At 49.7% G+C, this 26,936-nt stretch carries 22 protein-coding genes; 9 read left to right on the plus strand and 13 right to left on the minus strand.

Going from position 1 to position 26,936, the window contains the following annotated elements:
- Positions 1–9: 9 nt before the first annotated feature.
- From urtD to urtA, 4 genes are all read right to left on the minus strand, one after another.
- Positions 10–894: an urea ABC transporter ATP-binding protein UrtD gene (gene urtD / locus L6J37_RS12815; RefSeq protein WP_192016819.1), complete on the minus strand. Its 885-nt coding sequence runs from the start codon at positions 892–894 to the stop codon at positions 10–12.
- Positions 891–1,976, minus strand: a complete 1,086-nt coding sequence (urtC, locus tag L6J37_RS12820; RefSeq protein WP_237795370.1) for an urea ABC transporter permease subunit UrtC — start codon at positions 1,974–1,976, stop codon at positions 891–893. The genes urtD and urtC overlap by 4 nt, the downstream gene beginning before the upstream one ends.
- 14 nt (positions 1,977–1,990) lie before the next feature.
- Positions 1,991–3,619: an urea ABC transporter permease subunit UrtB gene (gene urtB / locus L6J37_RS12825; protein ID WP_442957013.1), complete on the minus strand. Its 1,629-nt coding sequence runs from the start codon at positions 3,617–3,619 to the stop codon at positions 1,991–1,993.
- Positions 3,620–3,769: 150 nt separating this feature from the next.
- Positions 3,770–5,059, minus strand: a complete 1,290-nt coding sequence (gene urtA, locus L6J37_RS12830) for an urea ABC transporter substrate-binding protein (RefSeq protein ID WP_192016822.1) — start codon at positions 5,057–5,059, stop codon at positions 3,770–3,772.
- Between the two features lie 405 nt (positions 5,060–5,464).
- On the opposite strand from urtA, the gene L6J37_RS12835 reads away from it, so the two are divergent.
- Complete coding sequence (locus L6J37_RS12835) at positions 5,465–5,656, plus strand: YtxH domain-containing protein (RefSeq protein WP_192016823.1); 192 nt, start codon at positions 5,465–5,467, stop codon at positions 5,654–5,656.
- Positions 5,657–5,766: 110 nt separating this feature from the next.
- Here L6J37_RS12835 and sstT read toward each other — a convergent pair whose 3' ends face one another.
- From sstT to L6J37_RS12870, 7 genes are all read right to left on the minus strand, one after another.
- Complete coding sequence (gene sstT, locus L6J37_RS12840; protein ID WP_237795372.1) at positions 5,767–7,005, minus strand: serine/threonine transporter SstT; 1,239 nt, start codon at positions 7,003–7,005, stop codon at positions 5,767–5,769.
- Between the two features lie 380 nt (positions 7,006–7,385).
- Positions 7,386–9,101, minus strand: coding sequence for a BatD family protein (locus L6J37_RS12845; RefSeq protein ID WP_237795373.1), 1,716 nt, complete (start codon positions 9,099–9,101; stop codon positions 7,386–7,388).
- A gap of 31 nt (positions 9,102–9,132) precedes the next feature.
- Positions 9,133–11,118: a vWA domain-containing protein gene (locus tag L6J37_RS12850; protein WP_237795374.1), complete on the minus strand. Its 1,986-nt coding sequence runs from the start codon at positions 11,116–11,118 to the stop codon at positions 9,133–9,135.
- Positions 11,111–12,073, minus strand: coding sequence for a vWA domain-containing protein (locus tag L6J37_RS12855; protein ID WP_237795375.1), 963 nt, complete (start codon positions 12,071–12,073; stop codon positions 11,111–11,113). Before L6J37_RS12855 ends, L6J37_RS12850 begins: the two co-directional genes overlap by 8 nt.
- On the minus strand, positions 12,066–12,590 hold the full coding sequence (locus L6J37_RS12860) for a DUF4381 domain-containing protein (RefSeq protein ID WP_237795377.1): 525 nt from the start codon (positions 12,588–12,590) through the stop codon (positions 12,066–12,068). Before L6J37_RS12860 ends, L6J37_RS12855 begins: the two co-directional genes overlap by 8 nt.
- 5 nt (positions 12,591–12,595) lie before the next feature.
- The gene (locus L6J37_RS12865) at positions 12,596–13,579 is read right to left on the minus strand and encodes a DUF58 domain-containing protein (protein ID WP_237795379.1); all 984 of its coding nucleotides are present in this window, start codon (positions 13,577–13,579) and stop codon (positions 12,596–12,598) included.
- Positions 13,576–14,541 (minus strand): AAA family ATPase, encoded by a 966-nt coding sequence (locus tag L6J37_RS12870; protein ID WP_218385351.1) that lies wholly within the window; start codon positions 14,539–14,541, stop codon positions 13,576–13,578. The genes L6J37_RS12865 and L6J37_RS12870 overlap by 4 nt, the downstream gene beginning before the upstream one ends.
- Positions 14,542–15,318: 777 nt before the next feature.
- Between L6J37_RS12870 and L6J37_RS12875 the strand changes: the two genes are divergently transcribed.
- From L6J37_RS12875 to L6J37_RS12905, 7 genes are all read left to right on the plus strand, one after another.
- Entirely contained in the window at positions 15,319–16,059 is a 741-nt protein-coding gene (locus L6J37_RS12875) for an SDR family oxidoreductase (RefSeq protein ID WP_218385353.1), read from the plus strand.
- A 24-nt stretch (positions 16,060–16,083) separates the two neighbouring features.
- A complete protein-coding gene (locus L6J37_RS12880; protein ID WP_218385355.1) occupies positions 16,084–17,289 on the plus strand; it encodes an acetyl-CoA C-acetyltransferase in 1,206 nt (401 codons plus the stop codon).
- Positions 17,290–17,360: 71 nt separating this feature from the next.
- Positions 17,361–17,708 carry a phasin family protein gene (locus L6J37_RS12885; RefSeq protein ID WP_046220227.1) on the plus strand — a complete coding sequence of 116 codons (348 nt, stop codon included), beginning with the start codon at positions 17,361–17,363 and terminating at the stop codon, positions 17,706–17,708.
- A gap of 71 nt (positions 17,709–17,779) precedes the next feature.
- Entirely contained in the window at positions 17,780–19,564 is a 1,785-nt protein-coding gene (gene phaC / locus L6J37_RS12890) for a class I poly(R)-hydroxyalkanoic acid synthase (protein WP_237795380.1), read from the plus strand.
- Positions 19,565–19,820: 256 nt separating this feature from the next.
- Positions 19,821–21,173, plus strand: a complete 1,353-nt coding sequence (locus L6J37_RS12895) for a paraquat-inducible protein A (RefSeq protein WP_192016926.1) — start codon at positions 19,821–19,823, stop codon at positions 21,171–21,173.
- Complete coding sequence (gene pqiB, locus L6J37_RS12900; RefSeq protein WP_192016834.1) at positions 21,170–22,816, plus strand: intermembrane transport protein PqiB; 1,647 nt, start codon at positions 21,170–21,172, stop codon at positions 22,814–22,816. Before L6J37_RS12895 ends, pqiB begins: the two co-directional genes overlap by 4 nt.
- On the plus strand, positions 22,816–23,442 hold the full coding sequence (locus tag L6J37_RS12905; protein WP_237795381.1) for a PqiC family protein: 627 nt from the start codon (positions 22,816–22,818) through the stop codon (positions 23,440–23,442). The genes pqiB and L6J37_RS12905 overlap by 1 nt, the downstream gene beginning before the upstream one ends.
- Here the strand turns inward: L6J37_RS12905 and L6J37_RS12910 are convergent.
- Complete coding sequence (locus tag L6J37_RS12910) at positions 23,439–23,654, minus strand: acetyltransferase (protein WP_120512904.1); 216 nt, start codon at positions 23,652–23,654, stop codon at positions 23,439–23,441. The two genes, L6J37_RS12905 and L6J37_RS12910, sit on opposite strands and share 4 nt — an antisense overlap.
- Positions 23,655–23,743: 89 nt before the next feature.
- Here L6J37_RS12910 and L6J37_RS12915 point away from each other — a divergent pair, with 89 nt between their 5' ends.
- Positions 23,744–24,649: an ROK family protein gene (locus L6J37_RS12915; protein WP_237795382.1), complete on the plus strand. Its 906-nt coding sequence runs from the start codon at positions 23,744–23,746 to the stop codon at positions 24,647–24,649.
- Positions 24,650–25,323: 674 nt separating this feature from the next.
- Here L6J37_RS12915 and L6J37_RS12920 read toward each other — a convergent pair.
- Entirely contained in the window at positions 25,324–26,484 is a 1,161-nt protein-coding gene (locus L6J37_RS12920) for an MFS transporter (protein WP_192016837.1), read from the minus strand.
- Positions 26,485–26,936 lie beyond the last annotated feature (452 nt).

Raw genomic sequence — 26,936 nt, forward strand, 5'->3', positions numbered from 1 at the left:
GTGAGAAACTTACTGACCTAAATACACTTCCCGGACTTTGTCGTTGCTCTGAATATCTGCCATGTTGCCTTCTGCTAGTACATGTCCCTGATGGAGAACGGTCACTGTGCTGGCGATGGAGCGAACAAAGTCCATATCGTGCTCGACAACTACCACAGAATGCTGTCCTGCCAGTGAGCGCAACAGCTCAGCGGTCCGGTCCATTTCCTGGTGCGTCATGCCTGCTACCGGCTCATCGACCAGCAGCAGTTTGGGTTTCTGCATCAGCAGCATGCCGATTTCCAGCCACTGTTTCTGACCGTGGGATAAATTTCCCGACAGCATCTGGCGCTGCTCGGTTAATCCAATCAGTGCCAGCACCTGTTCAATGTTGTCTTTTTGTTCGCCAGACAGCTGGGCTCTGAAGGTCTGCCAGACCCCTCTGGTTCCTGTCATTGCCAGTTCCAGATTGGTCCGGACCGACAGGCATTCAAAGACGGTGGGTTTTTGAAATTTACGGCCAACACCGGCAGTGGCAATCTCAGCTTCATCCATCTCCAGCAGGTTGAGGTTCGAACCAAGCCAGACCTGACCGCTGTCAGGGCGCGTTTTTCCGGTAATGATGTCCATCATGGTGGTTTTACCGGCCCCGTTTGGCCCTATGATGCAACGCAGTTCCCCTTCTTTTATGTAGAGGTTGAGATCCTTGATGGCCTGAAAACCATCGAAAGAGACGGAAACCCCTTCAAGGTACAGCAGAATGTTGTGTCGGGTATCGATAAGCGGATGGTGCTGAGGTTTCAGGAAATCAAAGACTTCATGACGACGGGTCAGCGGCTGTAACGGATTGTGCGTCAGCAGCTTATCCAGCCGTGATGGCGTTGTGCTCGGGTGAAGCGTGGTGACTGTTGTCATGCGGATACCTCCCGACGTTGCAGCAGGCCGGCAAGGCCTTTGGGCAGAAACAGGGTGGCGAGGACAAACAGGCTGCCGAGAGCAAAGAGCCACACTTCCGGGAACTCCACCGTGAACCAGCTTTTGGCATAGTTGATAAGTACTGCACCGATGACGGCGCCATACAAAGTGGCACGACCGCCAAGCGCGACCCATACCACGATTTCAATGGAGTTCAGCGGGGCGAATTCTCCCGGGTTGATGATGCCAATTTGCGGTACGTACAGTGCACCGGCAATGCCTGCCAGCACCGCGGACAAGACAAAAATCGCCAGTTTGACATGCTCCACTTTATAGCCAATGAAGCGCGTGCGGGCTTCGGCATCGCGGATGGTGATCACCACACTGCCTAACCGGCTGGCGATGACTGCGCGACAAACCAGATAGCCAAGGATCAGGGCCAGCACACTGGCAACAAACAGGGCCATTCGCGTGGTGTCGGCCTGCAAGTCGGCACCAAGCAAGTCTTTAAAATCCGTCAGGCCATTATTGCCGCCAAAACCCATCTCGTTGCGGAAAAAAGCCAGCATCAGCGCAAAGGTCAGTGCCTGTGTCATGATAGACAAATATACCCCAGACACCCGTGAGCGAAAGGCCAGCCAGCCAAACACAAACGCTAGTGCCCCGGGGATCAGCACTATCATCAGGCAGGTAAACCAGAAGTTATCGAACCCGTGCCAGAACCAGGGTAATTCTGTCCAGTTCAGGAAGACCATGAAGTCCGGCAGTTCGGGGTTGGCGTACACCCCCCGATCACCAATCTGGCGCATCAGGTACATACCCATGGCGTATCCGCCCAAGGCAAAGAAAGCACCGTGGCCCAGACTGAGAATGCCCAGGTAACCCCAGACGAGATCGACGGCCAATGCCAATAAGGCGTAACACAGGTATTTGCCCAGCAACGAGACAGTGTAAGTTTCCAAATGAAGCGGATGCCCCTGCGGGACAGCAAGATTGAGGACAGGCACGATGACCGCGGCCGCAATCAACAGGGTCAGCAACACCTGTCCTCCGCGATCCTGTCTGAGTATTGAGGTCAGCATAATGAATCCTTTTATTATCCTTCAACGGCTCTGCCGCGTTGCGGGAACAGGCCACGCGGGCGTTTTTGAATAAACAGAATGATAAAAACCAGTACCAGAATTTTCGCCAGCACGGCACCGGCCCAGGGTTCGAGGATCTTGTTGAAAATGCCCAGGCTCAGGCCGGCAACCAAGGTGCCCCACAGGTTGCCGACACCACCAAATACCACCACCATGAAGGAATCAATGATGTAGCTCTGGCCCATGTTCGGCCCGACATTGGTCAGTTGGGAAAGCGCAACTCCGGCGATACCGGCAACGCCGGATCCCAGTCCGAACGTCATGGCATCGACCCATTCGGATCTGACCCCCATTGCTCGGGCCATGCCTCTGTTTTGCGATACGGCGCGAACCTGCAGGCCAAGCGAAGTTTTTTTCAGCACCAGCAGCAACAGGGTAAAGATCAAAATACAGAAACCTATGATGATCAGTCGGTTCCAGGTCAGGCTGAGCATAGGGGTGATTTCCAGCATCCCACTCATGAAATCCGGCGTCGTCACTGAGCGGTTCAGCGGAGAGAAAATACTGCGAACGGCTTGTTGCAGGATTAGGCTGATGCCGAATGTGGCCAGCAGGGTTTCCAAAGGGCGGCCGTACAGAAAGCGGATCACGCTGCGCTCAATGGCGACGCCGACAAGTCCCGACACCACGAAAGCCGCCGGAATGGCAAGGAGCAGGGCCAGTGCCGTTTGCTGGGGCATGAGTTGCTGCAGCACATAGGTAGTATACGCCCCCAGCATAATCAGCTCGCCATGGGCCATATTGATCACCCCCATGACCCCGAAAGTGATGGCCAGACCAATACCGGCCAACACCAGCACCGACCCCATGCTCAATCCGAAATACAGGGTTTCGACACCGTTGTAGACGCGTTGCCGCTGCTCATAGGCGCTGAGCGCACGTGTCAGTGCGCTGCGAATCTCGGGATCTTTTGCCAGGGGTTCGGCTTGAGCCAGAGCGCGTTGCGCGGCAGGGTGGGCGGCATCTGATAACGACTGAATCAAGGCCAGCTGGCTTGCATTGCTGTCTGCGGCACCGCCACGCTGGTTATCATCGGCCTCGTTGTCAGTGGCCTGGCTGAACTGGCCCAGTCTGGCGATGTTGAGCGCCAGATTTATGGCCGCTTTGATCTCTGGGCTGGTTTCCTGGCTCAGTTGCTGGCGAAGCGCTTCAATGATGTCCGATTCGGTGTTGCCTGTCAGCGCCTTGACTGCTGCTAATCGGACAGACAGATCAGTGCTGCTCACATCAAGTGTGGAAAGCCGCCGTTGAATCGCAGTGCGCAGCGCATTATTGATGGCCACTTTTTTGTAATCACGCGGGTTATCGAGCGTCACCGGCTTATTACTGCTTAGCAGTAACGCATTACGATTATCCTGTAACAGTACCAGAGCGTGAGTGTGTTTCTGGTAAGCAATGGCGCGATAGAGCAGGCCATCAAGAATGGTTTTGGTTTGCGGATGGTGCTGTGTAATCAACCATTCAATGGCTTCGGCTTTGCGCTCGAAATTGCGCTGGGCGAAGCTGTTTTCCACATCGGTGAAGTTGTTGACTGAGCTGGCGTAAGCCGTCGAAACCACTATAGGCAAGCAGATCAACAGCATCAGCAGTTGCCGAACATAAGCGATGGAAGTCTGGAGCAAAGTCAGCAGTCCAGACAGTAGCTGTTTGGTCATGAGTGTCGTCCGTGAGTGCAGGAACAGGTCCAATCGTCCGGCAATCCGGGCCGGACGATTGAGTGACGCGGGAAGGTGTTATTGATTGCTACCCGCACATTTGCCTGAGACAACATTGAAGCTGCCGCAGGACATGGGCTTTTCCCAGCTGGCGAACAAGTCTTTTGAACCGGGCAGAAAATCGGACCAGGCGTCACCGGCCACTTCGTCTTTGGTTTCCCATACTGTCACGAACTGGCCGTCATCCTGGATCTCGCCAATCAGCACCGGTTTGGTGATGTGGTGGTTCGGCATCATGGTGGCATAACCGCCGGTCAGATTCGGGACAGTCACCCCAATGATGGCATCCTGTACTACATCGGAAGCTGTTGTCCCGGCTTTTTCGACCGCTTTCACCCACATGTTGAAGCCCAGATAAGAGGCTTCCATCGGATCGTTGGTGACACGCTGGTCATCTTTGATGAACTTATGCCATTTTTCGACAAACTCGTTGTTCTGCTCTGTGTCCACACTCATGAAGTAGTTCCAGGCGGCGAGGTGGCCAACCAGAGGCGAGGTATCCATGCCGGACAATTCTTCTTCACCGACGGAGAAGGCAACCACCGGAATGTCTGAAGCTTCGACCCCCTGAGCGGCGAGTTCTTTATAGAAGGGAACGTTGGCATCGCCATTGATGGTGGAAACAACGGCCGTTTTCTTACCCGTTGCGCCAAATTTCTTGATATCAGAGACGATTGACTGCCAGTCGGAATAACCGAACGGCGTATAGTTGATCATGATGTCACTGTCGGCGACCCCTTTATCTTTCAGGTAAGCCGCCAGGATTTTATTCGTGGTACGCGGATAGACATAATCGGTACCGGCCAGCACCCAGCGTTTCACGCCCATCTCGTTCATCAGATAATCTACAGCCGGAATGGCTTGCTGGTTGGGTGCCGCACCTGTGTAGAAAACGTTCTTGGACGATTCTTCTCCCTCGTACTGCACCGGATAGAACAGCAGGCTGTCGAGTTCTTCAAAAACGGGCAGCACAGATTTACGAGAGACAGATGTCCAGCAGCCGAACACCACATCCACCTTGTCTTTCTCGATCAGCTCACGCGCTTTCTCAGCAAACAGCGGCCAGTTAGAAGCAGGATCGACAACAACAGGCTCCAGCTTTTTACCCAGAACGCCGCCTTGTTTATTTTGCTCGTCGATCAGCATCAGCATAGTGTCTTTGAGAGTGGTTTCACTGATCGCCATGGTGCCGGAGAGAGAATGAAGGATACCGACTTTAATGGTGCCTTCTGCGGCTAACGCATTGAAAGATAAAGCCATTGAGGCGGCAAGTGCTGCCCATTTAAGTGTCACTGCTTTTTTATCCATTATGTTTGCTCCTTTTTAGTGTTGTTACAGACAGAAGCAAGGGGCAGGCCAGAAAATCGTCTTCAGATAAAAATAAAAGAGTAAATGAAAAACAATAAGTTACCTTGGTAGAGTTGAAGGCGCATTGGGAAAGTAATGCGGAACTGTCCATTTGTGGTGCAAGCTGATGAGCTGGTGCACAATGTTGAGTCAGGTGTCAGTATCCACTACTTATTGATCCTGTACCCAAGTAGGACGTGGGAACAGCAGTGCGGCGCAGAGTGACTGATTCAACTGCCAATTTCAGGTTAAGCCGGGCACATGTTTTTACTCTGGTATTGGCTTTCTGGGAGCGAATTGGCAGGTTTATGGTCTGTGCTGGCGGTATACTGCTTGTGAATAAACACAAATAACAGTGAGAAAGCTATGTTGAAATACATTGTGATTGCCCTGGTGGGCCTGGGGATTTATATCGGAGTGACCTATAAAGATCAGATCGAAGATGCGATGAACGCACGTCCGATGGAGGAGGCGCAGGATCTGTTTGAGGATATGGGTGATCAGGCCGCAGAGGCCAAAGATGCCTTAGACAAGCAGTTGGAGACATTACAAAACTGATTGGTATCGTATGATTTTTTAAGTCATTCATACAACAATGGCGACCTTAGGGTCGCCATTGTTGTTAGGTGCTAATGTCAGATGCTCAGATAAAGCGTTAAGCGTTATACTCAGGCTTTAACTGGATTAGCAGCTTCTTGCGCTTCGGCAGCACGGCATGCAGCCGCAGTGAAGATAACGTCAGTCGAGCTGTTCAGAGCAGTTTCAGCTGAATCCTGAATAACACCGATGATGAAACCGATAGCAACAACCTGCATCGCAACTTCGTTGGATACACCGAACAGGCTGCAAGCCAGTGGGATCAGCAGCAGAGAGCCACCGGCAACACCGGATGCACCACATGCAGACACGGCAGCCACCACGCTCAACAGCAGGGCAGTACCCAGATCAACCTGAATACCCAGCGTATGGACAGCAGCCAGAGTCAGAACAGTGATGGTAATCGCTGCACCCGCCATGTTGATGGTCGCGCCCAGAGGAATCGATACTGAGTAGGTATCTTCGTGCAGATCCAGATCTTTACACAGCTGCATGTTCACCGGGATGTTTGCCGCTGAACTACGGGTAAAGAAGGCGGTGATACCACTTTCGCGGATACACTTCAGAACCAGAGGGAATGGGTTCTGTTTAGTTTTGTAGAACACGATAACCGGGTTTACCACAAAGGCAATAATCGCCATTGAACCAAGCAGTACGGCCAGCAGGTGCGCGTAGCTGGACAAAGCAGAGAAGCCAGTCTCAGCGAAGGTTTGTGATACTAAACCGAAGATACCGATAGGTGCCAGACGGATAACAAAACGAACGATCAGCGTGACGCCGTTAGACATGTCGTGGAACACTTGTTTGGTCGCATCGGATGCAGAATGCAGAGCAAAGCCCAGACCTACAGCCCATGCCAGAATACCAATGTAGTTGCCGGTCAGCAGAGCGTTGATTGGGTTATCAACAACTTTGAACAGCAGAGTATTCAGTACTTCTGCAATACCTTCAGGAGCAGCCTGATTTGCAGTACCTGCGTCCAGAGTCAAAGTAGTCGGGAAAAGGAAACTCATGGTAACGGCAGTTAAGGCGGCCATCAGTGTACCGAACAGGTACAGCATAATGACGGGCTTCATGTTGGTATGTGCGCCTTTTTTCTGATTTGCAATCGAAGATGCAACCAGAATGAACACCAGCACAGGAGCTACAGCTTTCAGAGCACTGACGAACAGGCTGCCCAGGAAACCGACTTTCAGTGCGGCATCAGTTGAGACAGCGGCTAGGACGATACCTGCCACGATACCAATAAGGATCTGGATAACCAGACTGCCATTGGCAATTTTAGCTAGGAATGGTTGTGGTTGACTCATACTACATCCTGAATGTTTTGAGTTGGTGTGGAAGCGTTTTATGTTGTTTGCGGGAGGTTTTTTAACAGGATAATCGAACGATTTCCACTACTCTTTTTAGAAACTTTTAGGTTACACATTTTTAACGTTACTGAACGCTGATATTTGTGAGCGGTTTATCACTAACATTTATCTGCTTCTGGCGGCATTGGCCTGCTATTATTCCGCTTTAGGCAGTCTCCATCAAACCTTGCTCTGAGTCTGGATGCAGAACAAATAAAAAATCCTGCCCGAAGGCAGGATTAACTATCACGCAATCTTTCAGTCACGGCTCCTCACAGTCACACAAGGACGGATGAAACTCGCGCTCTGAGAGCAGGCATCTTAACGGGTCAGCTGAGTCATTTTCGGTCTGCCGCCGGTATCTCAGGCACCAGAGGCTCCAGCCCATTGGCCGTTTGCGCCTTTTTGCGGCTTTTCTGCTGGCGTTGCAGCAGAGCCAGCAGATCACTCTTGTCCCACATTTGAGGGGACTCACTGTAATGTGCAGTCATCATGGCGCTAACCGCCTGATCCAGTTGTTGTCGGTGTTTCGCTGCCAGGTGCGATTTATCCCAGGCATTGTAGTAAGTTTGCACCTGCATGGGCTGGCATGCTGTCACTGCAGCGATCAGCTTGTCTGTGATGCTGCTATTGGCACTGGCTGAACTGACGGATTCTGTGGTCAGTGGAGGCTGTTTTCGGCTCCGCAGCCACATCATCAGAGTACCAAGCCAGAGAAGGGTGACGACCAGCGTCAGCCAGGGCCACCAGGCAGAGACGCCCTGAACCTGCTGATTCACGGCAGTAGGATGTGCATTGCTACCCTGCGGATTACTGATCCCGGCCGAGGCACCGTTACTGTGTTCATCCGATGGACGCATGGCGCCGGGAATACTGGCTGTGGCATCTGGCTGAACCTGCAGCACTTTACCTTCAACCTGGCTGATGACTTTTTCCCCTTTATCGGTATTCCACCAGTTAACTGTCAAAGATGGCAGGGTAATCGTTCCGCTCCGGCGGGGTATGATGACCTGTTTCAGCGTCATGACACTGTAATCGTTCTCTTGTTGGTAAACGGGTTTCTCGCTGTATACCCGGACTGAGTCAGGGTAGATCAGGGATAAGTCAGGCAGATTACTTTGTGGTGTGCCTTTCATTTTCAGTGTCAGGGTGCGCGAAACCGGCTCACCCACCTTAATGTGCGGCTCGTCCTTGTTCCATGTCTGTTCCAGTTGAAGATCTGCAGTTGGTAACCACAACCCTTTATAGTCATCAGGCTCAGCAAGGATAGTCAATGGCATAGGTTCGGCCTGAATATTGACGGGGATCCGCATACCAAAACGCCGGCTGCTGTCACTTTTGAAGGCTGTGCCAGTGAGTTTGGCGCCCTGAAGGGTGATATCACCCGGTTTGGTTGCTGTGATTCGGTACTTACGGTTAATGATGGTGTAGCGTCTGCCATTCAGTACGGTATCTGCCTGGTGATCATCACCCACCTGAACCACTTCCAGTCCTTCGCCCTGAGGGGCGATTAAACTGGCTTTTTCCAACTGTTCTCCGAGCTTGATTTGTACCATGTAGCTCTGACTTTCACCGACATAAAGGCGGCTTTTGTCCATACGCCCGTTGACCTCAATTGCAAGATCGGTAGTGGAAGCGGCAGCATCTGAATGCTCACTGACCTGAATCCGGATAGGATCTGACGCGGACGCGCCAATACGAAAGGCCGGAATGGTGAAATCACCTTTCGCTTTGGCAGCGAGCGACACTTGCCACTGGGTTTGTCTCGACACTGAACCGTTAATAAAACGGTTCATGGAGCGGGTACTGGTAGTACCGACAATGAAATCATTGTTGAGTGGTGATAAGTCAAGGGCACTGGCGCTGACATTGTCATCTATGCTGACTGTCAGCTCAAAGATTTCATTCACCCCAACCTGGTTGGAAGACACAGTGGCCACAACCTGGGCGGCATACGCCGAATAAGAGAGCAGGCTGCCAATCAGCAGCACGACACTTAGCCAGAGCTTTGTCCGGCAAAAGGCGGAAAGAAAAGTAACATACTTAGAATGCATTGTGAGTCCTTGCTTCTGTAACTGTCTGTGGCTACCAACGATTTTCAGGTGCATCCGGGGCTGGCTTTTCTCTTGCCTGGAGAATGATCTGAGCCCTGAGCAGTTCCCGGGTGCTGTCTGGTATCTGCTCCAGTTTTTTTAATGTCGGATGGCTTGCACTCAGGCCACTGGTTTCACCGCCACTGTCTTCATCGTCAACGTCTTTATTATTACCGGTTATTGGCTGCTCGCTTTTCTCAGCGTTTGCATTGGCTTGTTCGCCAGTGGGCTCAATGCGCGACTGAGCTGCATTGCCAGCGGAATTGGCTGGGTTAGGATCTGAACCGGCCTGAACTGGATGTCCCGCTTGTGATGGCTGCTGACTGTCAGCCGAAGGAGGGGATACTTCTCCGGCACTGTCATTATTATGACCCGATGCAGGCTGGCTTTGTTCATCTTGCCGTGATTGCCTTTCTTGCTGCGCATCGCCAGCAGACGCAGAAGCTGTCTGGTCAGACTGACTGGCGTTACCAGACTGGCTGGTTTGACTATTTTGCTGGCTGGATGGCTGCTGCCCTGAAGCAGACTGTACATTGCTATCTCGGGATGAGTTGCCAGCTTGTTGCCCGGACGGCGATCCTTGGCCTTGCTGACCTTGCTGACCTTGCTGACCTTGCTGACCTTGCTGACTCTGCTGGTTCGCTTGTTGCTGGCTGAGCTGCTGCTCGACGATATCCAGATTGGTTTTTGCATCTGTGTTATCCGGATCTGCGTTCAGCAAGTCCTGATAGATATCGCGGGCCTTGTCCAGCTGGCCAGCTTGTGCGTACGCATTGGCCAGGTTGTAACGAGAGGACGGGTCAGTTAAACCTGACAGGGATTCGATGGCGCCTTCATAATCGCCCGCCTGATATTTGGCCGCTCCTTGCCAGGCGGGTGACTGGAACAGATCCGCCGCTGCCTGATATTCCTGTTGCTGATAGTGTTGATAAGCGTCTTGATCCTGATTTAGCCAGGGAGACGCAACGCTTTTCTCAACCGGCAGGAAAACGATCAGTAAACAGGAAAATGCGATGCCTTTGCGGCAGGCGGGCAAAAAGAGCAGGATCAGCGGAATCAACAGCCAGAATCCACCATTGAGTTTTTCCTCAATGGTCTTGTTTTGCGCTTGTTCAGACTGCGCTGTGAGATGAGTCGTAGCCTCAATAAGAGCCAGAATATCCTGATCATTACCCCGCCATCTCACCATGATGCCACCATGGCTGGCTGCCAGTGTTTCGAGCCGCCGGGGATGCATTTTGCTCAAAACCGTGTTGCCTTGATTGTCTTGTAACAGCCGGCCGTCCGGCATAGTGACTGGTGCACCTTGCGGGGTAGCGACAGCCAGAATGGACAAGCGGTATTGATTGTCTTGCAGCAACTGGTCAGTTTGCATAGCTTCTTTCTCACTGAGTCCGTCGGTGATCAAGATCAGATCCCCCTGAGGGTGCCCGGCTTGTCTGAGCAGATCGATGGCGGCTTTCACGCCTGCGGCAGCGTTACTACCCTGAATAGGCAAAATAGCAGGGGATAATCCCGGTATCAGGTGAGTCAATGTCGTACTGTCTGCGGTCAGCGGGCTGATGATGTAGCCATCTCCGGCATAGGCTATCAGGCCTGTGCTGCCTTCCTGCCAGTAGGGCAGAAGGTCCATGGCTTTATAGCGGGCCTGAGTCAGACGGTTAGGGGGCAGATCGGTCGCGTACATGGAGTTCGACATATCCATGATAATCACTCTGGCGCCGCTCAGGTTAGAGGCGGGCAACATTTGTTTTTGCCAGCTGGGGCCGGCCATCGCAATCACCGCCAGTATCCATCCGATGCTGAGGAGCAGAAGCGATAGCACGCGGACTCGCTGAGAGGAGGGTTTATTGTCGGGTTGAAGGTGCGCAGCAATCAGCCCGGACTGTGCACGGCGTTGAGCCAACCAGGGCAAGAGGACAGCTAGCGGAATCAATGCGAGTAACCAAGAGGGATGTAAGAAAGTAAAATCAGCCATATCGCCTCCAACGGATTGCCAGCAGGACGCTGAAGAGCAGTGCCACTGCCAGCGGAAAACGAAACAGCTCCTCTCTTGGCCGCCAGGTTTGCTGAGCGGTTGATACCGGCTCCAGATCGTTGATTGACTGGTAAATGCTGGCTAATTCCTGCGGATTCCTTGCCCTGAAATACTGACCCTCTGTGAGGGCTGCGATTTGGGTAAGCGCATGCTCGTCCAAATCCTGCGAGGGGTTTACCATACGATCACCAAAGAAACTGCGCTGTACCATTTCATCGGCACCTATGCCGACTGTGTAAATTCTGACCTTGTTCTCAGCGGCCAGCTTTGCCGCTTCCATCGGATTGATCACCCCGGAAGTATTGGCTCCGTCACTGAGCAGGATAATCACACGTTGCTCGGCGTCACTGTTGATAAAGCTTTTTGCTGCGATGCCCAGCCCTTCACCAATGGCGGTGCTTTGCCCGATCAGTCCGAGCACAGTTCTGGCTAATTGCTGCTTTACCGTGTTCAGATCGAAGGTCAATGGTGTTTGCAGGTAGGCATGATTGGCGAACAGTACCAAACCCAGCCTGTCGCCCTGGCGCTTGCCGATGAAGTCGGTTACCACCTGTTTTACCGCAGTAAGGCGATCGACAGTGTTACCCTGACCATCAACCATATCTTCAATTGACATTGAACCGGATAAATCGACAGCCAGTAACATGTCTCTGTGTTCAGGCTGTATCTGAACGGGATCACCAAACCAGACTGGCCTGGCGAGCGCCCCTAGCAAACTTACCCAGCACAGCAGAGCCAGAATGCCTTGCCAGCGTCGAACCGGCTTTTTGACCAGATTTTCCGGCAGTACCGGCAATGTGATGACTGCCTCGGGTTGAACCGGCCTGGTAAAGCGGTAGATAAACCAGGGCAGCGGGAGCAATACGAACGCCCACCACCATACAAATTCAAACATGCCTGTCCCCTTTTGCTGCATCCCCTTTCATCGCTGGGGTATGTTGAGGGATACGGGGCGGAAGGGCGTGCCTTAACCAGATCTCAGCCTGATGCCGGCAGGCATCACGAATGTCATCTCTGGTTTCTGGGGCATAAAGAGCCTGTGTCCATGCATCATTCAGCAACACAAATCCCCGGTGTTGTTCGGGTAACTGATGATCTAAAAATGTCATCCATTGATGGCCACTCAGCCCCGCCACCTGCTCACGGGGAAAGTAGGTAAGTGCGGCCTGTTTGAGCAAGGTGTTCAATTCTGACACCGATTGAGCGTGTTTGAGTTGTCTTAATGCTTGTTTTTTACCAGCCTTTAACCCGCGTCTGGCCTTGAGCTGATTCACGACCAAATACAACAGGGCAAGCAGGATAATGACAAGCAAAGCACTTGCCCACCATCCCCAGGCCAGAGGCCAGGGATCCGGCAAAGCTGGCAAATGGAGATCGGCCAGCTGCAATGGATGCGTATGTGTTTGTGCCATAAAAGTTACATCTTGTTCTGTACAGAAGGCTCAGACGCCGGGTGAAGCGCTTGAGTGCTCCCGATTTGTTTCAATAACGGAATACCAGCAGAAACAGCATGCAGAGGTATTGCCAGTGATGAAGCCAGCTCTGTCAGGTTCTGCAGGTGACGGGAAAATTGCTGCGCCATTTGCTCCCGGGTTCGCTGGGCCCCAAAATTAATCCAGGCCGACTGCTGGCTGTCAGTGACGAATTCACCGCCGCGAAAACCCGTGTCACCCAGCTCAAGAGGATCAAACAGGTGCACAAACTGCACTCTGTTATGGCTTCTTAACTGACTGAGCCGCTTTTTATCACTGGTCTGTAAAGCATAGAAATCACTCAGAATGACAATTTCACTGCCTTTAGGGCATAGGTGGTGCATGTGGCGCAGCACATCAGAAAATGTCAGCCCGTTATCCTCAGAGGCTTTCGAGTCGCTCTGATGCATGTTGATCATGGCATTGATAACCGCCAGCGGACCTTGCTGACGAGCCGTCGGTTTGCACTCACTTAACCTGTATCCGTTGTACACCAGTGCACCAATGCGATCCTGCTGCTGCACGGCCAGCCAGCTAAGCAGGCTGGCAAAGTGAGCAGCCTGTACCGATTTCAGCAACAGCTGGCTGCCAAAGCGCATACTCTGACTGAAATCAATCAGTAACATCACAGGCTGTTCGCGTTCTTCGCTGAACAATTTGGTATGGGTTTTTCCTGTCCGGGCTGTGACACGCCAGTCTATCGCACGAATGTCATCACCGGCCTGATAGGGGCGCACTTCAGTGAAATTCATGCCCCGGCCTTTTTGCCGGCTTTGATGTTGTCCATTGAGTTGAGACCACACGCTGCGAGCTGGAGGGAGCCACTTAACGGACTGATTTTTGTACTGTAACAGCTCGGCAAGGCACAATTCATACCCGTTACTGTGTGGTGGCAGCAGAGGGGGTGTTTTCGCCGTTGCTTTTATCATGCACTGGTTACCTGCTGAATCAGTGAATGAATTATGCTGTCTGGGGTGATGCCTTCAGCCTGTGCTTCATAGCTGAGCAGTAACCTGTGTCTCAGCACGGGATAAGCCATGCGCTGCACATCGTCCGGCGTAACAAAATCCCGACCATTTAACCAGGCGTATGCCCGTGCGCAGCGGTCAAGCGCCAGCGTTGCCCTTGGACTGACCCCCAATTGCAGCCAGGCTGCCAGTTCATCGCTGTAACGCTTTGGTTCGCGTGTCGCCATGATGAGGCGGATAATATAGTGTTCAATGTCTTCTGCCATATGGATCTGCAGTACTTCCTTGCGGGCACTGAAGATATCAGCCTGACTGATTTGCACGGCTTCAGAAGACTTGGGGATGTTGTCTTCCAGTGCTTCGCCGCGGTTCAGCCGTAAAATAGCAAGCTCACTGTCGGCATTTGGATAATCAACGTTCAGTTGCAGTAAAAAACGGTCCAGCTGGGCTTCGGGTAACGGATAAGTCCCTTCCTGCTCAATGGGGTTTTGTGTCGCCATCACCAGAAATAATGCTGGCAGAGGATAGGTATTCCTGCCTGCGGTGATCTGCTTTTCTGCCATTGCTTCAAGCATCGCGGCCTGAACTTTTGCAGGCGCGCGGTTTATCTCATCGGCCAGTAACAGCGAGTTAAAGATTGGGCCGGGCTGGAACACGAATTCGCCGGTTTCGGGGCGGAAAATATCGGTCCCCGTTAAGTCTGCGGGCAGGAGATCCGGCGTGAACTGGATACGGTGAAAATCGCCTTCAATGCATTCGGCAAGAGTTTTGACTGCGCGTGTTTTGGCCAGCCCCGGAGGGCCTTCTACGAGGATATGTCCGTCTGCTAATAGTGCAATGAGTAATTGTTGCACCATTTCGGCCTGGCCAATGACCTGTTGTTGTAAGTATTGATCGAGTTGTTGGAAGGTCTTTGCAAGCATGTGTTTTTATCCCTTGGAGCGACTGTTTGTCCTGCACACTATGAGGCGTGTTGTATACGCCAATAACGTATTAAAAAGAATGACGTTATTGGTATTCGACTTTGTTCCGCCAGTGAAGTTCACAGTAAATATCAAGCAAATGATAAATGTTATTTCACTTTTTTACATTACAAGGTGATTTTTGTCACTAATCTGATAAAAAATGAAAAACAGGGAAAAATAATGAATTACTTAAAACTGTTTATCGTGAGGTCAGATGTGTTTTTTTTGTTGCACTAATGCTGCATTTCTTTGCCTGCCCATTAAAAATCACGTTCTCAACACTTATTTATGTACCAGCTTATAACTGGTGCAACCTTGCACTAATAAAGTGCGATGAATCGAATTTTACGGCAAAAGAATTAATCCTGAAGCGTGAAACGGCTTGATTCATAGCATTTTGTAAACTTGGCATTTCTTATGCATTGAAATATTCCGTTAACAAATCGAACTTATTATGTAATCGATTAATTTCAATTGAGTTGATTCCGTATAGGGATTTTATGAATATCATGAATTCCCTGTGTTGATATATATATGTGCTTATGTTCTTATAATGATTGTGCAATGGAAACTTCACACAAGTGACTTGTGGAGTGGATACGCTGCGTAATCGTGGTGCAGGGAACAAGTCTGGTTCAGATGTACAGCAGTAGGTTCTCTTCAGAAAAAATACAAAATCAACCATCAATGAGATGCGTTTTTTGTATTGGCAACGGATGGAAAGGAGTCTGGTAAATGACAAAGGTAGCATTAGTAACTGGCGCTAAAGGTGGTATTGGTTCTGCAATTACTCAGGGTTTAGTAGATGCAGGTTATCGTGTTATTGCCACATATTTCCCAACAGGTGAAGAGAAAGCCAAAGAGTGGTTCGCTGAAAGTAACTACTCCGATTCTCAAGTTCGCTTATTCCCTCTGGATGTTACGGATGCTGCATATTGTGAAGAGGCACTGACTACTCTTTTAAAAGAAGAGGGTAAGATTGATGTGCTGGTTAACAATGCAGGGATTACCCGTGATAGTACGTTTAAGCGTATGACCGTCCAGCAATGGAAAGAGGTGATGTCCACTAATCTGGATAGCCTGTTTAACGTTACTCATCCTTTGTTTGCTTCAATGTGTGATAACGGATTTGGCAGAATCATCAATATTTCCTCTGTTAACGGCCTGAAAGGGCAGTTCGGCCAGGCAAACTATTCGGCGGCTAAGGCTGGCATGATTGGTTTCACCAAAGCACTGGCTGCAGAAGGAGCACGTTACGGTGTTACTGTTAATGCGATTGCACCAGGTTACACGGGTACACCTATGGTTGAAGCAATTAAGCCAGAAGTGCTGGACGCGATTAAAGCTGAAATCCCAATGAAGCGTCTGGCGCAACCCAATGAAGTATCAGCATCAGTGAACTTCCTGGCCAGTGATGCTGCAGCCTATATTACCGGAGAGACCCTCTCGGTAAATGGCGGCTTATACATGCACTAATTTAGTAGTAAGGATACTCGACACATGACCAAAGTTTATATTGTTGCAGCCAAACGTACTCCAATCGGCAGCTTTAATGGCGCACTGAAATCAGTCTCGCCAGCGCAACTCGCTGCTGTTGCTATCAAAGGCGCCATCGCTCAGGCAAATGTTGACCCCGCTAAAATCGACGAATTGATTTTAGGTAACGTAGTGGGTGCAGGCCAGGGCATGGGACCAGGACGACAGGCGGCAATTTTTGCAGGTATTCCAGTTCAGGTTCCGGCCTACAGCCTGAACATGGTCTGTGGTAGTGGCATGAAGGCGGTAATGGACGCTGCTGCACACATTAAAGCCGGTGATGCTGAGTTGGTGGTGGCTGCTGGTGCAGAAAACATGTCGCAGATTCCGTTTACCGTACCTGCTTCCATCCGTGATGGACAGAAAATGGGCAATATGCAACTGACTGATTTACTGATTAACGACGGTCTGACCGATGTGTTTAATCAGTATCACATGGGTGTGACGGCTGAAAATGTCGTTGAAAAAGTGGGTCTGACCCGTGAACAACAGGACAACTTTGCGCTGGCAAGCCAGCAAAAAGCGGTCGTTGCTATTGAACAGGGCAAATTTGCAGAAGAAATCGTTTCTGTTGGAGTGAAAGTGCGTCGTGAGACGAAAACGGTTGATACAGATGAGTATCCGAAAGCCGATGCAACATTGGAAGGCTTGCAGAAACTGCGCCCGGCATTCAAACCTGAAGGTTCAGTAACCGCAGGAAATGCATCCGGTCTCAATGATGGTGCGAGTGCAATCATTGTGGCTTCTGCTGCCGCCGTAGAAAAATATGGCTTAACACCGCTGGCAGAAATCGAAAGTTATGCGCAAGCGGGTGTTGCCCCAGAAGTCATGGGTCTTGGCCCTGTACCTGCGGTAATGAAAGCCCTGGAGAAAGCCGATTTAAACATTGATTCAGTGGGTCTGTTTGAGTTTAACGAAGCCTTTGCCGGTCAGGCATTGGGCGTGTTGCATGAGCTGGCTGACAACTTGAATACCAAGGTCGAAGATTTGGCCGAACGTAGCAATGTTAATGGTGGTGCGATTGCCTTGGGTCACCCTCTGGGTGCATCGGGTAACCGTATTATTGTCAGTCTGCTGCACGAGATGCGCCGCCGTGGAACAGAGTATGGCCTTGCCACACTGTGCGTCGGTGGCGGTATGGGTACAGCTATCGTACTGAAAAGTGTCTAAACGACTCGTTAACTAACTGGCGTCAGTATTCACTGGCGCTGAAAATAGCACTTAAATTAAGGAAACATATTATGTATACGGAAATGTTTAAATCTTTCTCTGAGCAAACTGAAAAATCTCTGGCACCTTATGTGAAATTCAACAAGCTGTTCACTAAGAACGTGGAAGAGCTGACTGAGCTTCAACTGGCAGCGGTACGTGCTTACAGCGATTTGGGTCTGTCTCAGCTCAAAGCAATCAGTGAAATCAAGGATCTGCAGTCACTGACTTCTTTCCAAAGCCAACAGCTGGAAAACCTGACTAACCTGTCTAAACAACTGGTTGATGACAGCAACAAGTTTTCAGCACTGGCTCAAGGCTTCAAAACTGAAGTGGAAGAGCTGGTAGCAGAGAATGTAAAGCAAGTTACACCCGCTTAAGTTCTTTTCCTGTCTTAATGCCGTCCCGTCTTGCGGACGGCATTTTTAGTCCAAAAGCAGAGGTCATTGCGATGAACCCGAATTTTTTCACGGACTACTTTGCTAAACTCCAGGAAATGAACCAAGCGTGGTGGAAGGAGTTTGATTCCGGCAAGGCAGCCATTAATACTCCGCTCAATAAAGCGCTGAGTGAATTGAATCTGGAAGACACAACGGCTTGGCTGGAAAATGCATCTGCGCAGCCTGCTGTTATTGCAAAAATTCAGATGGATTGGTTTGAAAGCCAAATGAAGATTTTGCAAAACGTCACTATGTCTGGTGACAATCAGGATGTTGTTACTCCGGCGCATGATGATAAACGATTTATCGATCCTGCCTGGCAAAACGAAGCTTTTTACAACTGCATCAAGCAATCTTATTTGCTGTTCAGCAATAAGATGAAAGAGACCATTGATTCTATTGAAGGTCTAGACGATAAAGCGAAAGAACGTTTGAACTTCTTTTCGCGTCAGGCTATTAACGCACTATCGCCGACCAACTTTATTACCACCAACCCTGAGCTGGCAAAACTGACGGTTGAAACCAATGGTCAGAATCTGATTAAAGGGATGGAACTGCTGCATGAAGACATGCAGTCCAGTGCGGATGTACTGAAAATTCGTATGACAAATGGCGATGCATTCCAGGTGGGCGATAATATTGCCAACACGCCAGGACAAGTCATTTTCAAAAATGACTTGTTTGAACTTATTCAGTATAAACCGCTGACAGAAACCGTGAATGCGACCCCTGTACTGATTGTTCCGCCGTTTATCAACAAATATTACATCATGGATCTGCGAGAAAAGAACTCTATGGCTCGCTGGCTGGTGGAGCAGGGACATACTGTCTTTATGATTTCATGGCGTAATCCTGATGCGACAATGCAGGATGTGGATTTCGATACCTATGTATTGGAAGGTGCGCTAAAAGCATTGGACGTTGTCGAAAGTGTTAGCGGTGAAAATCAAATTCATACCGTAGGCTATTGTATTGGCGGTACATTGTTGGCGTCAGCGCTAGCGTACAGCTCTGCGAAACGTATGCGTAACCGTGTGAAGTCTGCCACTTTCTTTACCACAATCCTCGATTTCTCTCAGCCGGGTGAAATTGGCGCTTATATCAATGATCCGATCATTTCGGCCATTGAAGCCCAGAATGAGCTGAAAGGCTATATGGACGGTCGCTCACTGAGTGTGACCTTTAGTCTGCTGCGTGAAAACAGCTTGTACTGGAACTATTACGTCAACAATTACCTGAAAGGTAACAGCCCAATCGATTTTGATCTGCTGTTCTGGAATGGTGATAGCACCAATGTGGCGAAAGCGTGTCACAGTACACTGTTACGTCAGTTCTATCTGGAAAATAAACTGATGGATCCTAAAGGGTATAAAGTAGGTGGCGTGTATATTGATTTGTCGAAGATCAAAGTACCGACTTACTTTATCTCTACTCAGGAAGATCATATTGCTCTGTGGCAGGGCACTTATCGCGGCTCGAAAGTACTGAAGGGTGATTCAGTGTTCGTGCTGGGTGAGTCCGGTCATATTGCAGGTATTATTAATCATCCTGACAAAAACAAGTATGGTTTTTATACCAACGATAAAGCTGAATCTGATCCCGAAGCCTGGTTAGCGGGGGCGACCCACCACGACGGATCATGGTGGCAACACTGGAATACCTGGTTGAATGGCTTTAATTCTGAAGAGCAGGTATCTGGCCGTGATATCGGTAATGAAAGCTTCCCGCCCATAGGTCCAGCGCCTGGTGATTATGTGAAGCAAACACTGCCGATTGAGTTTTCAAACCCAAATTAATCGTTTGATAACAGTATCGACATTGCAAAAACCAGTGGCATGCCACTGGTTTTTTTATGGTTGAAACGCAGCGTTATTTACTCGTCTGAATCATTGGTGTCTGCCCAGGACAGCAGGCTAAAGTGCCTGTCCCAACAATACTCGTCTGCAAGATTCATCTCTCTGTATTTGAACGCTTTATCTCTTAAGAAATACCCTCATTTAAAGCGTCCCTATCTATACTGGTTTTATGACTACCCAAAGAGGTAAGGACGGCATGCATCACGAGCAGCAAACTGCAGGGATAACTGGGTGTGAGGAATGCGGCTTGGTGGTTGCACTGCCAGCGTTAGAACAGGGGCAGCGTGCATGTTGTCCGCGTTGCGGGCATTTGCTGATGAAAACCATCAAACATCCTCAGCAGCGGACATTTGCCTATGGTACCGCTTGCCTGGTAATGCTGGTACTGAGTGTGAGTTTTCCTTTTATGTCCTTCAGTGTGCAAGGTATTCAGCAAGAAATTACCCTGATGCATTCTGCTCAGATGCTCGCTCAGTTCGAGAACAGTTTATTAGGTTTATTATTGTTAATGACTGTTGTTATTTTACCGGCTTGTTATATCACCTCTGTTTTATACCTCTATTGGGTAAGTACAGAACATGGAAAGATTGATAGCGACAGTGTCAGCCACAGAGTCAAAAGCTTGTGCCGGCTGACTCTTCGTATCGAACCCTGGCTGATGGTGGATGTTTTCCTGATAGGCATTCTGGTCAGCCTGATCAAAATTGCTGCGCTGGCTGATGTCGGACTGGGCATGTCATTCTGGGCATTTTGCCTTTATACCATGCTGGTTGTGAAATGTGTTGCCATGGTTGACAGAACCTGGCTCTGGCTGCAGTTTGCCCCTATGGTGCCATTGCCGGATGTAAAAGCTGGCGACAGCCACCATTCTCATAACCATATCTCCTGCCATACATGCGCGCAGCTAAACCCTGTTGCTGATGGGCACCAGCAAAGGTGTATTCGCTGTGGCGGGAAGCTGCACCCTTATCACCCGGCTAAAAACCTGCAATATGCCTGGGCGTTATTGCTGGCTTCGGCTGTCTTTTTATTCCCGGCAAATCTGTATCCGATGATGTACACGGTAAGTTTGGGTAAATCAGAAGGCTCAACCATTATTGGTGGGGTTGTGCTGCTCTGGCATCACGGGTCCTATCCCATCGCCATGGTGATCTTTATCGCCAGCGTGGTGATCCCTTTGGCGAAGATCTTTGCTCTTGGATGGCTCTTTTTTGCGGCAGCGCGAAACATTGACGATGAAGAAAGAAAAGCCATACGGCGTTTAAAGCTATACAGGATGGCTGAGTTTATCGGCCGGTGGTCGATGATTGATATTTTTGTTGTGGCGCTTCTTGTTGCTTTGGTGCAGTTACAGAATTTGATGGCGATTTATCCTGGACCGGCAGCGCTGTCTTTTGCCTCGGTTGTCATACTAACCATGTTAGCGGCGATGGTATTTGACCCGCGTGTTTTCTGGCAAAACCTGCTGCCAGGAGAAAAAACAGTTCAGTCCACCAAGCCGGAACAAGGTGCGAGTACGACCATTATTCATAAGGAACCCCATTCATGAGCGATCAAACGCCGCCAAAAGCTGAAGTCAGTCAGATTCGACAGCTATCACTGATCTGGCTGGTCCCGATTGTTGCTGTATTGATTGGCTTTTGGATGCTGATACAGTTTCTGGCCAGTAAGGGCCCTGAAGTAACACTTAAGCTCAATACCGCAGAAGGTCTCGAAGTGGGTAAAACTGAAATCAAAGCTTTGAATGTCAAAGTGGGTGTTATTACCAATGTAAAACTCAGTGATGATTACAATTCAATTTTAGCGACCGCCCAGATGGACAAAGACGCCGCCAGAATGTTGAGAACCGACACGCGGTTTTGGGTGGTGAAACCACGTATCGGTAAGGAAGGGATCTCCGGGTTAGAAACCTTATTATCCGGTGCGTATATTGAATTGCAGCCCGGTGTGAAGAGTGATGAACAGCGAACATTTACTGTCCTGGATATTCCTCCGGTAGCACCGTTGGATGCGAAAGGCTTACGTCTGATCCTGACCCATAATGAGGCAGGAAAGCTAAGCGTTGGTGATCCTGTTCTTTACGAAGGGTTTACTGTCGGTCGGGTGGAGCAGGTCAGCTTTGATACTCAGTCTAAAAAAGCGAATTATCAGCTATTTATCTTTGAACCTTATGACGGTCTGATTCGAAAGCGCACCCGATTCTGGTTAACATCCGGTGTGGAGCTGAACATGTCGGCAGAGGGCTTTAATCTCAAAATCGGTTCGGTGGAATCTCTCATCACTGGGGGCGTGAGTTTTAATATTCAGCAAGGCGCCGATCCTGGCGAACTTATCACCAAACAGCTCAGCCGGTTCCGGCTTTACAACAATCAGAATGAAGTGCGGGAGCGTTATTATGATCAGTACCTGGAATATGTGTTGCTGTTCGATGAATCGGTACGTGGTTTGAGTGAAGGGGCGCCAATTGAATACCGCGGGATCCGCATTGGTACTGTGTCTAAAGTGCCCTTACGCTTGCCCAACCAAACTCGCGGCTTTTCCAATCAGCAAATTCCGGTACTTGCCAGATTAGAACTCGCGCGAGTGCAGGAGTATGTAGGGACTGAAAACCTGCAGGCATTACAAGAAGATCTCAGTCATCAGTTTCGGGAAGGCTTACGTGCTTCATTGAAAACCGCTAATTTCTTAACCGGGCAACTAATGGTGGATGTCGAGTTTTACCCGGAAGAGCCGGATCCCAGGCTGCTGACCTACCAGGAATATGATGTTTTTCCCACCAAAGCCGGCGGGTTTGCAGAGATTCAGAAGCAGGTCGCTTTGTTACTCGATAAGCTAAATAACTTACCCGTGGAAAGCACTCTGAAGGGGCTGAATCAGACGCTGGCCGCGACAGAGCGTACTTTGAAAGCCGCCGAGCAGGCTGCAAAAAGTGTGAATGTGTTGCTTGCACAGCAGGATACAAAAGCCATACCAGCGGAACTGCGAAACAGCCTGGCTCAGATTCAGGCGACGTTAAACAGTTACGGTTCTGACGGTGCTACTTACCGGAATCTCGAACAGGTGCTGATACGGTTTGAGCAGGTGATGAAAGAGTTGCAACCGGTACTAAGACAAGTGAACGACAAACCTAACTCGCTGATTTTTTCAGACAGTAAAGGTAAAGATCCGATACCCGCAGCAGGAGTAGAATAATGAAATTTCGTCACTGTTTACTGTCTGCCGTTTGGCTGGCTGGGTTGGTATTGACAGGTTGCAGCAGTCAGCCCGAAGAATCGGACATCACGACGTATTTATTGCCTCAGTCGCCTGAGCAATCGGTGCCGGCGTTAGTCACACAACAGCCAATATTAGTGATATCACCGGTTGAGATGGCGCTGCATTTGACGGGTACAGGGCTAGTTTATCAAACTAGTCACACGGCTGTGGTTCAGGCGCAGCAAAATCTGTGGGCAGAAGATATTACCCGCCAGCTCACGCGGCGCATTAACGGTGATCTGCGTCTGAAGCAGTCACGCTACTGGCCGACAGAGTTATCGGCAGCGATAAAAACGGCCAATGTGCCTAAACTGCAAGTCAGGGTAAACGCCTTTAATGGCCATTTCAGCGGTTCGGCGTATTTCAGTGGTGAATGGATTTTGACAGGACAAAGCGGAGACCTGAAAACTGTGCAGCCATTCAGTTTTCAGGTTCCTTTAAAAGAGCCGGGGTACAGTGCACAGGTGGATGCCTTGTCGGAAGCAGTAAATCGGCTTACCACTCAGATCGCTCAGCGTGTGTCAGCTGTGACTTTGTATTCCGGGGAGCGCAGCAGCCTTTAGCGTTGCTGTAATCGGTAATACCCGTTCATCCAGCACTCGGGCAACCCTTCACCTGACGGGAAAGCCAGGTGCTGTTTGTCCATCGAGACAGGATCAGCCAGATCTTCACCGGATTGAAACTGTACAGTGACATGGCGTTTAAAGGGGTTGGTGAGTGAGGCCATGTCTACCACATCAACCAGATCCCCGGTTTTCGCTTCTTTCAAAAACATAGTACCAACCTCCTGCAGTCATCAGGTCATGGAAGGGGTATTCTAATTATGGTCGATTTTATCTCAGGCGTGGAAAAGGACGATTTTTAATGGATCAGTATTATTGGGGCATAGATCTGGGAGGCACAAAAGTGGAGTGCGTGGTGATGGCACGCTCAGATGATCGCTGCGTACTTCGCGAGCGCATTCCCAGTCAGGCTGAGAAAGGCTATGCACATCTTCTGCAACGAATAAAGTTGCTGGTGGATAGCTGTGCGGAGCAGCTTGGCTGTTACCCGAATGCGATGGGTTTTGGTACGCCGGGTGCGTTGGATCCTGCTACAGGCGTAATGAAAAACTGTAATTCCACGGCGTTAAATGGTCAGCCTCTGGATGCTGACCTGGCTCTGTTATTGAATGTGAAAGTCAGGCTGGCTAACGATGCGAACTGCCTTGTGCTTGCAGAAACACAATTAGGTGTGGTTCAGCAAGTGAGCCCTGATGCTAACGTTGTTTTTGGTATCATCATGGGTACTGGTGTGGGAGCTGGGATTGTCGTTAACGGCAAAGTTATTAATGGCTTGCACGGCATAGCCGGTGAGTGGGGACATAATGTTATCGAGCCGGAAGGACGAGCCTGTTATTGCGGAAAATACGGCTGCCTCGAAACCGTGATATCCGGGCCAGGTTTGGAGCAGGTTTATCATGCCAGAACCAGCGAGCACTTATCTTTGAGCGAGATTATGCGACGGGCTCAGCAGGGCGATGTTGATGCAAGGTATGTGGAGGAGCGATTAATTCATTATTTTGGCCTTGCAGTTGCACAGGTGATTAATATTCTGGATCCTGATGTGATTATCGTCGGCGGTGGTGTTGGCAATATCGATAAGTTATACGATGAGGGCAGGCAGGCGATAATGCCGCACTTATTTAATTCCGTGTTAAAAACCCCTGTTGTGAAACCGATTTTAGGGGACAGCGCAGGTGTTTTTGGTGCTGCAATGTTAGTGAAATAAGCAAATAGTTTTCTGCCAAGCAGCAAGATAATGGCATGCCTTGGGATATCGTCCTTGCTTCTTGTAAGAGATATCTCACAAGGATGTGGGAGATTACGTTTATTTCATTGCTGTTAATTCTCATGGGAAATAAATTAATCTTTATCATTCAATCTGATAGGTTTAATTACTGCGTTGTTACTTTAATTGACATGCAAAGTGTGATCTCCGTTCGTTGCGCAGAATCCTGAATCGAGTAATCTGTACCGCGTCGGAAGGAACTGACGGAACGGAACAGGAACAGGCCACGGATTTTGGCAGTCTCAGGATGAGACAGGTACATCAGGAAGGTGTATCGACAAGGACTGTGAAGGGAACAATCGGATGGATTCGATTCAGTAGGTAGGATGCTTACTGGTCAGGATGACACAAGGACCACTTCGGGAAGAAGTAAGGGACACCTCCAGGACGGAGAAGAGAGTTGTAACAGGACGTTGCAATGGGTCAGGGTAAGACCAAGTGGAACACCTCCGGGACGGAGTTTTAGGGAAACGCTGAAGGATACAGCAATATCAAGGAATGATGCAGGGAGCACATTAGTAGCTGGATTGCTGCAAGTAAGACCTAAGGGCGCAACGAAAGTTGCGCCCGCTCTTTTTTATAGCCAGAAATTTTTGTATCCCGAAAACTTCCTGTCAACCCGCTACAATCTGTGGTTTCTGCTTCAGACTGACAATCAACATATAAACCGCCGTGCTGGCCAAAGCAACAAAGAAGAAGTTGTTCAGTCCATGCTCTTGTTCCAAAAAGGTACCGGCGACCAACGGACCGGCAACAGAACCGAAGCTGTAGCTGAAGAGCATGATCTGTGTTGCTGAAACTATCACTGATGAATCCAGCTCATCACATGCCAGTGAGATTGCAATCGGGTACAGAGCAAAAGAAGACATACCCAATAGCGCCAAACCCACCACCATAATACTGTAACCGGGAATAAGGCTCATCAGTCCGGTTGCAAAAATACCTAACAGACAGGCCGCTGCCATCAGCAGGGTTTTGCTCATCTTACAGGATAACGCGCTGACAACAGGTTGAATGGCCATGCCACCCAGAACGGTCGAAGCCATTAAGCCACCGATTTGCTCTGCTGTCAGGTTTTGCATCTGCAGCGAAATGGGCAAAAGACCATATACCGAGCTCATGACAATACCTGAGACGAAACAACCCAGTACCGCAGGTTTGCTCAATGCAAAAATCTGGCGGGCAGACAGGCTGATGTGTTGTTCGCAAGCCGGTTGCGACTGCTTGCATGCCAGCGCGGGAATTGCCGCCAGGGCGATCAAACCCAGAATACTGACAAAGGGCAGCAATCCTTCCACACCAATGAAGCCAATGCCAAACTGCCCCAGAGTGCCGCCGCCGTACAAGGCTGTCATGTATAAACCCAGGCGTTTGGCGCGCTCTTTTTTGTTATCGCCAATCAGAAGCCAGGATTCAACGACCACAAAGATGCCTGCCACAGCGATACCGGCCACAAAGCGTGCCATCAGCCAGGTCAGCTGTTCAGGCACTATCGGCATAATGACAATAGTGACTGCCAGCAGTGCCAGAAAACTGATAAAGGCAATTCTGTGCCCGGCACGAGCCACCACTTTTTCGACCAGCAATGCGCCAATCAGCAATCCTAAATAAAACGTACTGGCCAGCCAACTGGCCAGAGAAGCAGGCAAAGCAAAAAAACTTAACGTCAGTGGGATCAGGCTCATTAGATAACCTGATGCAATAGCAAAAATCGCCAGGCCGGCAACCGGTACAAAAATACCGCCGGACTGACGCGTAGCAGTGATATGACTCACTACACTAATCTCCAAATTAAAGGGTGCAGGCCTTGCAGGGGAGCTGTTTGGGTCTACAGCTTTGGGTGGACCTGCGCAAAGACGTTACAGGCGATGCCTGTGTATATGGCGCAGAATATGGACTGAAAAACGATGAAGGTAAAATGAGAAAAAGTAATATCCAGAGCCGGTTTTTCTCACACATATTATATGGAAAAATAGCTATTTAGAGCTGTTAGTGTTTAATAAGGTTAAATTAGTGTTAATTTTAGTTTTGTTTATTATTTTTCAATAGGTTATTGGTATTAAAAATAGAATTTAGCCAATTATTTAGATGTGTAAATATTTGTTGTCTATCAAATAGTTGTGGTTAATTTTTAACCAGGAAAAGGCTGGCAGCATAAAATAATTTCTTTTTTGCCTAATTGTCAGCATTAGTCTCGTGAAAAGAAGCCTGGTAGTTCTTTTTGGTG

The organism is Photobacterium sp. WH77 (assembly GCF_022014395.1).
GTDB classification, from domain to species: domain Bacteria; phylum Pseudomonadota; class Gammaproteobacteria; order Enterobacterales; family Vibrionaceae; genus Photobacterium; species Photobacterium arenosum.